This window comes from Comamonas sp. (assembly GCF_009360615.1).
GTDB lineage: Bacteria > Pseudomonadota > Gammaproteobacteria > Burkholderiales > Burkholderiaceae_C > Comamonas.
In genome coordinates, this window is sequence record NZ_SPEY01000095.1 from 81,802 (window position 1) to 91,798 (window position 9,997).

At 63.8% G+C, this 9,997-nt stretch carries 7 protein-coding genes; 6 read left to right on the plus strand and 1 reads right to left on the minus strand.

All coding sequences use genetic code 11. From position 1 onward, the window contains the following. Position 1 precedes the first annotated feature (1 nt). The 5 genes from E2583_RS21670 (at position 2) to E2583_RS21690 (ending at position 8,205) form a co-directional block, all read left to right on the plus strand. Complete coding sequence (locus E2583_RS21670; protein ID WP_291598524.1) at positions 2 to 223, plus strand: hypothetical protein; 222 nt, start codon at positions 2 to 4, stop codon at positions 221 to 223. 11 nt (positions 224 to 234) lie between these two features. Further along, a complete protein-coding gene (locus E2583_RS21675; protein WP_291598526.1) occupies positions 235 to 837 on the plus strand; it encodes a GNAT family protein in 603 nt (200 codons plus the stop codon). 18 nt (positions 838 to 855) lie between these two features. Next, positions 856 to 2,043: a VWA domain-containing protein gene (locus E2583_RS21680; RefSeq protein WP_291598527.1), complete on the plus strand. Its 1,188-nt coding sequence runs from the start codon at positions 856 to 858 to the stop codon at positions 2,041 to 2,043. Between the two features lie 121 nt (positions 2,044 to 2,164). After that, entirely contained in the window at positions 2,165 to 3,955 is a 1,791-nt protein-coding gene (locus tag E2583_RS21685) for an autotransporter assembly complex family protein (RefSeq protein ID WP_291598529.1), read from the plus strand. A gap of 2 nt (positions 3,956 to 3,957) precedes the next feature. Next, complete coding sequence (locus E2583_RS21690) at positions 3,958 to 8,205, plus strand: translocation/assembly module TamB domain-containing protein (RefSeq protein ID WP_291598532.1); 4,248 nt, start codon at positions 3,958 to 3,960, stop codon at positions 8,203 to 8,205. A gap of 367 nt (positions 8,206 to 8,572) precedes the next feature. On the opposite strand, the gene E2583_RS21695 is transcribed toward E2583_RS21690, so the two are convergent. Continuing rightward, positions 8,573 to 8,848, minus strand: a complete 276-nt coding sequence (locus E2583_RS21695; RefSeq protein ID WP_291598534.1) for a metal/formaldehyde-sensitive transcriptional repressor — start codon at positions 8,846 to 8,848, stop codon at positions 8,573 to 8,575. Positions 8,849 to 8,918: 70 nt separating this feature from the next. Here E2583_RS21695 and dmeF point away from each other — a divergent pair, with 70 nt between their 5' ends. After that, positions 8,919 to 9,878, plus strand: coding sequence for a CDF family Co(II)/Ni(II) efflux transporter DmeF (gene dmeF, locus E2583_RS21700; protein WP_291598535.1), 960 nt, complete (start codon positions 8,919 to 8,921; stop codon positions 9,876 to 9,878). Positions 9,879 to 9,997 lie beyond the last annotated feature (119 nt).

The following is a 9,997-nucleotide window of genomic DNA, read 5'->3' on the forward strand; positions in this document are numbered from 1 at the left end:
CATGAGCACTCCACGACAACTGCTGCTGGAAGGCAGCTCCGACGCCATCGGCTTTGTGGCCGGTGCCCTGCTGGGCTGGGGCCTGTCCCATGTGCTGGGCCTGGATCTGTTTGCCCAGGGTTATGGCGCCGGCAGCATTGCAGCCATCGCCTTGGTGGGCCTGGGCGGCGGCCTGGGTCTCAGGCTCGCCCGACTCTGGCGCAGCAAGCGTCATCCATTTTGAGTGAGCAAGCCATGACTTTTGTAGAAACCGTGACCCTGCGCGACCGCGGCGTGCGGCTGGAGCCGCTGGCCCTGGATCACGAGGCGGGCCTGGCCGCAGCCGCTGCCGATGGAGAGCTGTGGAAGATTCGCGTGACTTCCGTTCCCGAGCCCGGCGAGGTGCGCAGCTATATCGAGGCCGCTCTGCTGGGCCGAGATCAGGGTCACCGCTTTGCATTTGCCGTACTCGACGATGCCAGCGGCAAGGTACTGGGCACGACCAGCTATCACGACATCGTACCGGCCATTCGCCGCGTGGAGATTGGCTACACCTGGTATGCCAGAAGCGTTCAGCGCACGCATGTCAACACCTCTGCCAAGCTGCTGCTGCTCGCCCATGCCTTCGGCACCCTGGGATGCCATGTGGTGGGCTGGCGCACGGACAATTTCAACTTCGCCAGCCAGCGCGCCATCGAACGCCTGGGCGCCAAGAAGGATGGCGTGCTCCGTGGCCATGCGCTGCGCCGTGACGGCACGATTCGCGACACCGTGATGTACAGCATGCGCAGTGGCGAATGGCCTGAAGCCCGTGCACAACTGCTCTATCTTCTGGAGCAACATGCACCTGCTGCATAAGCGCTGGAGGCATTTTTCATGCTGATCGATTTTTTCTATACCCTGCGTGCCGCCAAGCTGCCTGTGTCGGTCAAGGAGTTTCTGGCCCTGCTGGAAGCGCTGGACGCAGGCCTGATCGGCCCCAAGAGCGAGGATCGCTGGAGCCTGGACGACTTCTACCACCTGGGCCGAACCATTCTGGTCAAGGACGAGAAGCACTACGACAAGTACGACCGCGCTTTTTCTGCCTATTTCAAGGGCGTGGAGATGCTGGCCGACCTGACCAGGGAAATTCCGCAGGACTGGTTGCACAAGCTGCTGGAACGCGAACTCAGCCCCGAGGACAAGGCCAAGATCGAAGCCATGGGCTGGGACGAGCTGATGGAAACGCTCAAGAAGCGCCTGGAGGAGCAGAAGGAGCGCCACGAGGGCGGCAGCAAATGGATCGGGACAGGCGGCACCAGCCCCTTCGGCCACGGAGGCTACAACCCGGCCGGCATACGCATTGGCGGGCCGGGCCGCAACAAGAGCGCGGTCAAGGTCTGGGAACAGCGCGCCTACCGCGACTATGACGACACCCAGGAACTGGGCACGCGCAATATCAAGGTCGCGCTGCGCCGCCTGCGCAAGTTTGCGCGCCAGGGCAGCGAGCTGGAGCTGGATTTGCCGGACACCATCCGTTCCACGGCAGCCAATGCCGGCTACCTCGACATCAAGATGATCCCCGAGCGGCACAACCATGTGAAGGTGCTGCTGCTCATGGACGTGGGCGGCACCATGGACGAGCATGTCCAACGCGTAGAGGAGCTGTTCTCGGCCGTGAAGAGCGAGCTCAAGCATCTGGAGTTTTATTACTTCCACAACTGTGTCTACGACTTCATGTGGAAGAACAACCGCCGCCGCTTTGCCGAGAAGTTTCCGACCTGGGACATCATTCGCAAGTACAACAAGGACTACAAGCTGATCTTTGTCGGCGATGCGACCATGAGCCCCTACGAGATCCTGCAGCCCGGCGGCTCGGTGGAGTACATGAACGAAGAACCCGGTGCCGAATGGCTGCAGCGCCTGACGAATGCCTTCCCGCACTTTGCCTGGATCAATCCGGAGCCCCAGGGCGTATGGCAGTACCGCCAGAGCATCAGCATCATCCAGCAGTTGATGGGTGACCGCATGTACCCTCTGTCGCTCAAAGGCTTGGAAGACGCCATGCGCATGCTGTCAAAATAGGGCCATGCCCCAGACCTTGCCCTTGAAAAAGCCGGCCTTGAGGCCGGCTTTGCTTTTGGGAGCCGCCTTGCTCCTCAGCGGCTGCAGCCTGCTTTCCCCCAAAGACAAAGAAGCCGAAGCCATGGGCATCGACACCAGCGGCCCGCCGGCCTTCACGCTGGAAGTCGATGCCCCCAGACAGGTCCGTGCGCTGCTGGAGCAGCACCTTGAACTCAAGCGCTTTCGCCACCAGCCCGATCTGCAGCGCCGCGAACTGACGCGCCTGCTGGGCGCGACCGATGCCAACGTGCGCGAGCTCATCGGCACCCTGGGCTATTTCAGCCCGACAGTCACGGTCGAGCTGACCGACACCCCCGAAGAGGAAGCGCCGCGCAAAGTGGTGGTCAGGGTCGATCCAGGCCCGCCCACCATCATCGAAAAATCCGAGGTACGCTTCACCGGCGTCAATGCCAGTGATGAACTGGGAACCTCGCAGCGCCTGCAGATCGAGGAAACCTGGCCGCTGCAGGCGGGCGAGCCGTTCTCGCAATCGGCGTGGAGCAGCGCCAAGAGCGCAGGCCTCAAGGAGCTTCAAAAGCGCCGCTACCCGCTGGCACGCATCGATACCAGTCTGGCCGATGTGGACGCCGACACCAACAAGGCACAGGTCAGCGTGAGCTATGCCCCCGGCCCTGCCTATACCTTCGGTCCGCTGCAGATTGATGGCGCCGAGCGCTACGACCCGGTGCGCACGGCCCGTATCGCGCGCCTGCCCGAGGGCCAGGAATATGATCTGCAAAGCATGCTCGATGCGCAGCAGCGTCTGGTCAGCAGCGGCTATTACGACTCGGTCTTTCTTTCGCTGGCCGACTCCCCGCAACAGGCCGCCACCGAGGCTGAACGTGACGAGCAGCGCAAGAGCCAGGGCGCAGCCATCACCTCGCCCGTGATTGCCAAGGTGCGCGAAGCCAAGCTGCAGAAATGGGTGTTCGGTGTGGGCCTGAGCACGGACACCGGACCGCGCCTGTCCATCGATCACACTTACAACAAGGTGCCCGGTCTGAACTGGCGTGCCGTCAGCAAGCTGCAGTTGGACAGGAAGAACCCGCTGATCTCCACCCAGCTGGTCGGCCTTCCCGGCGAGGATCTCTGGCGCTGGTTTGCCAGCGGCAAGCTCGAGCGCGCCCCTGCGGGCGACTTCTACACCAACAGTGCCCAGATGCGCTTTGGCCGCTCCAAGGCCGAGGATCGCATCGAGCGCAATATGTACCTCCAGTACGACTATGCGAAGACCCAGGGCGCAGGCGCTCCGCCCGGAGCCTCCTCGCTGCTGGCCAACTATGGCTGGACGGCCCGCTATTTCGACAACAATCTGCTGCCCACCTCGGGCTTCGGTCTGGCCCTGGAGGCCGGTGCCGGCACCACGCTGACGCCTCAGCGCTCGCCGTTCGGGCGCCTCACGGGCCGCTGGCTGAGCCTGATACCGCTGGGCGAGCGTGACGAGGAAACCAGGCGCCGCAGCCGTCTGCAACTCAAGGCCGGAGTCGGCGCCGTCATGGCCAAGAAAGATGTGGACCTGCCGACCACCATCATGTTTCTGACCGGTGGCGACAATACGGTGCGCGGATACGGTTATCAATCGATTGGCGCACGCACCGACAACGGCCGCGTGATCGCGGGCCGCTATCTGGCCATGGGCAGTGTGGAGTGGCAACGACCCATCACCATCAAGGGCAATACCCAGGACTTCGAGCACGCCGTCTTCATCGATGCCGGTACGGTCGGCGACGATATCAACCGCCTCTACACCCGCGTCGGGTTCGGTACCGGCATCCGCTGGAAAAGCCCGGTCGGACCAATTCAAGCAGATCTCGCCTGGGGCGCTCAGGAACAGCAACTGCGCCTGCACCTGCGCCTGGGCTTCACGTTTTAAGCATGGCAGAACAAGACACAAACCCTGGCGCCAAGGCCTCCTCCCCGATCCCCAGACGCCGCCGTTGGTTGAGAACACTGGGCTGGACGGTTGCTGCGGCCCTGCTCGCCCTGGTGCTGGCACTTGGCAGCCTGCTGTGGTGGATTGGCAGGGACGACTCCCTTAACCTGACGCTGCAGCGCGTGGCAGGCTGGCTGCCCGCAGACCAGTCCCTGGTCGCCAAGGAGGTTTCGGGCAGCGTCAAGAACGGTGGCCGTATCGGGTGGCTGAAATGGCAAAGCCCGACCATGCAGATCGAGGTCACCGAGGCGCAGATCGGATGGCAGTTCAGGCCTTTGCTGCTGTCCCGTACGCTCAGGCTGGGAGAGGTGCACATCGCCGAGCTGCGCATTGCCAGCGCGCCCGACCCTGACAAACCCGCCAGCGAACCACTGCAGTCGCTGACCCTGCCGGTGAAGATAGAGCTGCCCTTCAGGATCGATCAGATCCTCTGGCAAGGCCCGCCCGAGGCCGTGGTTCAGGACCTTCGCGGTCGCTATGAATACACGGGCACAGACCATGAACTCAAGGTCAGCAGCCTGCGTTTTGCCCAGGGCGCCTACCAGGCCCAGCTAAAGCTGCAGGGCGCCGCTCCCATGGCGATGCAGGCCGAGGCCACCGGCGATGTGCAAGTGCCCAATCCTCTGGACAAGGACGGCGATGCCGGCGCCACCATTGCCGTGCAAGCCAAGGTGACGGTCGAAGGCACGCTGGCCACCGAAGCAGCCAGGCTGGCAATCAAGGCCAATGCCAGCGCTGAAGCATCGCCCCCCGGCCCGGGAACTCAAGACCCGCCGGCAACCGCCGCTATGCACAAGAAGATCGGGCAGCCATCTCGCTCCGGCTCCGAAGCAGCAGTAACAGAAGCGGGCACCGTGCAAGCCGATGTGGAGGCCAGCATCATGCCCTGGCGCAGCCAGCCGCTGCTGGCAGCCAAGGCCCGGCTCCGGAATCTCGATGTCTCGGCTTTCTGGCCTCAAGGGCCGCGTACCCTATTGACCGGCCAGCTGCAGGCTGGCCCAAACGAGTCCGTGCCCGCAGCTGCAGACCTTGAGACGCAGCCCTGGAAGCTCGATGCCAGCATCAGCAACGCACTGCCCGGCCCCTGGGACCGGCAGCGCCTGCCCGTGGCAGAGCTGACAGCCCGAATCGATTTCGATGGTCAGCAATGGCAAGTGGACGATTCCCGTATCCAGATCGGCCGGGGCAGCGTCCTGCTCAGCGGTCAGTTCACCCCGGCCACCCGGCTTTTCGAAGGCCTGGCCAGCGTGGCGCAGCTCAATCCGGCCGATCTCTACAGCACGCTGGAAGCCTCTCCCCTGCAGGGCGAGATCAGCGCCAGGGCCGTGGCTGCCGATACCGATGACGGTGCTGCGGCAGCCAGCAAGATTGTGTTCGCCGCCAATCTGCAGGCCGCCAGCGGCAAACGCGACAGCCGGGCGCTGCGCATTCAGAGCCTGGCGGCCAGCGGTCAGTGGAAGGCCCCGCTGCTGCAGCTGGAAAAGCTGCAGCTCGAAGCGTTGCAGGCCAGCATCGATGCCAGATCCGTGGAGTTCAATACCGAAACTCAAGAAGCCAGGGCCAGGCTCAAGGCTGCGGCACCCGGGGCGCAACTGAGCATCGAAGGACAGATGGGTCCCGCCAGCGGCGCTGTCCAAAGCCAGCTGCAGCTCGGCTCCATGAGCACGCTCACGCAATGGCTGCGCAAGCTGCCGGGCGTCAAGGACCCACTGAGCGGTGCGCAGCTTGATGGCAGCGCAGATTTGCAACTGGCCCTGAAGGGCGGTTGGGAAAATCTGCTCAAGCGCCTGAGCGCCGCCCATGGTGCGGCCATTCCCGCCAGCGGCTTGCAGATTCAGGCCAAGCTACGCGCCGAGAAAATTCGCTATCTGCCCGCCGGCACCGCAGCCGAGCAGAGCACCGTCCTGCCTGCGCTGGCACTGAGCATTGACGGCAGCCCCGAAAATGCCAGGGTTGGCCTGACCGCGCAGGCCCAGCAGGCCGGCAAGAGCATTCAGCTCGACACCGCTTTACAAGCCGGCCTGGCCAGCAGCAAGGGCATGGCCCCGCTGGACTGGCAGGCCAGCCTTGAAAAGCTGCAGGCCCAGCTCACCCCCGACAAGCGCAAGCCCGGCCCCTGGGTCGTGCAGCTTCAGCCCGGTGCCCCCGTCCAGATCCAACAGCGCACCAGCGGCAGCACGGTGCTGAGTACCGTCTACCAACTCAGCGCCGGCAAGCTGCAGATCACGCCCCCGAAACTGGGCGTCAGGCGTACCAGCAGCGAGCCACTGCCTCCCGCCCAGCTGACATGGGAGGCGAGCTCCGTCACCCGTGCCGGCAGCGGCCAATGGGGTGTGCGCAGCGCAGGGCAGGCGCTTGGAATTCCACTGGCCTGGGTCGACGCCTTCAGCCTGGGCGATGACGATCCACCACTGGAGGCCGCCGGGATCTCCGGCGACCTGAGCTTCAACGCGCGCTGGAACCTGGACACCCTGGGCAAGGATCTCAAGGCCGATCTCACGGTCGAGCGCGCCGCAGGCGATCTGCGGCTGGCGGTGGACGATGGCTCCAGCACCACCGTCATCCAGACCACCGGCCCCACGGCCACACGTGCCGGCAGGACTCGCACGCGCCAGATTGGCGGCACAGGCATGCGCTCGCGCATCAAGGACATACGCCTCAACGTGCAGGCGCAGGGTAGCCAGGTCAACACCCAACTGCTCTGGGAGAGCGAGCGCGCAGGCAAGCTCAGTGCCGACCTGCGCACCCAGCTCCGCTATCAGCAAGACGGCTGGACGCTGCCCGCCACGGCACCTCTGTCGGGCCAGCTGCATGCCAACATGCCCGATATGGGGCTGTGGGCCCTGTTTGCGCCACCCGGATGGCGCATTCAAGGCACCTTGGCTGCAGACGCCACCATCAGCGGCACCTTGCAGGACCCCAAGTGGCAGGGCGATCTCAAGGCCGATGGGCTCAACATCGTGTCCTTGCTCGATGGCGTGGACCTGCGCGACGGCATTCTGCGCGCCAGGCTGCAAGGCACCAGACTGGACATCACCGAACTGCGCCTCAAGGGCGGAAAAGGCAGCCAGGCGCGCATTCTGGGCTATAGCGGCAATCTGACCCGTGCTCCTGAAGATGGCGGCCAGCTTACCGGCTCGGGCTACGCCCAGTTCACACCACCAGGTACGGGAGCCGAATCGGGCCTGAGCATGAATCTGCAGGCCAAGGCCAGCAAGCTGCAAGTCCTGGTGCGCGCCGACCGCCAGGTCAGCGTCTCCGGTGATCTGCAGGCCCGGCTGGAGCAAGGCCAGTTCACGCTGCGCGGCGACCTGACGGTCGACAGAGCCTCCATCATCCTGCCCGAAGAATCCGCGCCATCGCTGGACAAGGATGTGGTGGTGCGCTCGGCGGCATCGCGCAAGGCCGAAGAGGAGGAGCGCCGGCGTAGCGAACAACAGGCCCGCAAGGAGCAGGCCCGCGCCACGCCACGCAAGGTGCCAGACATTCTCGTCAAGCTCGACATGGGACGTGACTTTGCGCTGCAAGGCTTTGGCATCACCACGCGACTGCTGGGTCAGCTTGAAGTGCGAGGCGCCAGCTACATCGGCGGCCCGCCCAGCGTGACCGGAGAAATCCGAACCGAGCAAGGTCGCTACCGCGCCTGGGGCCAGTCGCTGAATGTAGAGACCGGACTGATCCGCTTCAACGGTCCCTACAACAACCCCTCGCTGGACATCCTGGCGCTGCGCCCGAACATTGCCGTCAAGGCCGGTGTGCAGGTGCTGGGCACGGCCAGTGCGCCACGTGTGCTGCTGTACTCCGACCCTGCCCTGCCCGATGCGGAAAAGCTCTCCTGGGTCGTCATGGGCCGTGACCCGGCCTCCGGAGGGGCCAGCAGCGCCTTGCTCCAGCAGGCCGCCATGGCCTTGCTGGCAGGTGGCAACAGCGCCAGCGGGAAGATTGCGGGCAGCCTGGGTCTCGATGAAGTCGGATTCAAGGGCGGCGGGGACGGCACGGACGCAGCCGGCGCCGCGCTAACCCTGGGCAAGCGCATATCGGACAAGCTCTACCTGACCTACGAGCAGAGCCTGTCGGGAGCCATGGGCATCATCTACATCTTCTACGACCTGTCGCGCAGCGTCACCTTGCGCGCTCAGACCGGCATGACCAGCGCCATGGACATCGTCTATACCGTGCGCAAGGATTGATCAGATGAAAGACGACATTCCTTGGGCGGCATGCGATCACAGCTATCCATCTTGATAGCCCACGCCGCCCCGCCCTGCTGAAGCAAGTCTCTGGCAGGACCATGCTGCACATACGGCGGGGATGGAGCAGGAGCCGGCTGGCCCACGGACAAAGACAGCGAGCAAGTCATGAACCGCGGTCATGGCTTGCCGTGGCTGCACCGACCGGGCAGCCGGACCAGGAGCGACTGCGACGGTCGATGGAAGCATTTCAGGGCAAGCAGTGCTGGCACGGTCATCAAGCGGTGCCGCCATCTGTCAATGATCCGGCTGCGCTACTGCGGTCCAGCTCCCTCAATTCAGACCCTCAACGACCTGCTGCCGCTCCTCATCTGACATAGGAACGCAGCACCTTCACGACCAGCTCCAGATCCTGCTCACGCTGCTCGGCCGTTGCGGCTTCGGCACCCAGGTGCTCGCGCACATGACCTTCGAGCAGCTCCAGCATCAGACCATTGACGGCTCCGCGCACGGCCGCCAATTGCTGCAATACCACGGCACAGTCCTGACCTTCTTCCAGGGCTCGCTCCAGTGCCTGGGTCTGTCCCTTGATGCGCCGAATGCGCGCGAGCAAGGGCTTTTGATTCGAAACGGTGTGCGACATGGCTGGAATTGTAGTCCTCATGCCGGCGCGGGAAATATACTGGGGTAGAGTATATGAAAACACGCCAATCATGACCTCAAGCACTGCCGCCCCCCAACCCCACACGCGACAACACTCCCACCGCTTCGATCAAGGCAATCCGTTGGCAGAAAAGAATGCCAAGCTGGCCATGGTGTTGACGCTGGTCATGATGGTGCTGGAGATCACCGCCGGCTATTACTTCAACTCCATGGCCCTGCTGGCCGATGGCTGGCACATGAGCTCCCATGCGCTGGCACTGGGCCTGTCGGTCAGCGCCTATGCCGCAGCACGCAAGCTGGCCAATGACGGGCGCTTCAGCTTCGGCACCTGGAAGATAGAAATCCTGGCGGGATACACCAGCGCTATCTGCCTGCTGCTGGTGGCTGCGCTGATGGCTTTTGAGTCCATACACCGACTGCTCTCGCCTGCAGCCATTCACTACCAGCAAGCCATCGGCGTCGCCGTTCTTGGCCTGCTGGTCAACCTGGCCTGTGCCTGGCTGCTCAAGGATGGCCACCCTCATCACCACGACCATGAATCGCATCACGATCACCACCATGGACACGACCATGCGCATGGCGACCTGAACCTGCGCTCCGCCTATCTGCACGTGATTGCAGATGCCGCCACATCGGTCATGGCCATCGTGGCCCTGCTGGGCGGCATGCTGCTGGGCTTGGTCTGGCTGGACTCGGTCATGGGCCTGATCGGCTCTGCCATGGTCGCAGCCTGGGCCTTCGGCCTGCTGCGCGATAGCAGTCGCGTGCTGCTCGATGCGGAAATGGATGCCCCCGTCGTGGCGGAGGTACGCGAGGCCATTGCGCAAGGCCCGCTGCCCGTCAACATCACCGACCTGCATGTCTGGCGCGTGGGCAAGAACCAATACGCCTGCATCATCGCAGTCGAAAGCGCAGCCATCGTCACCCCCGACTACATTCGCGGGTTGCTGGCGTTACACGATGAACTGACCCACGTCTCCGTCGAAGTCAACCGCATAGAGCTTGCATAATTACGTCGGTTGAAATCAACAGGCTGGTAACGCAGGTAGAATCCAGCGTCCCTCCCCGTAGTTCAATGGATAGAACGGTCGCCTCCTAAGCGACAGATACAGGTTCGATTCCTGTCGGG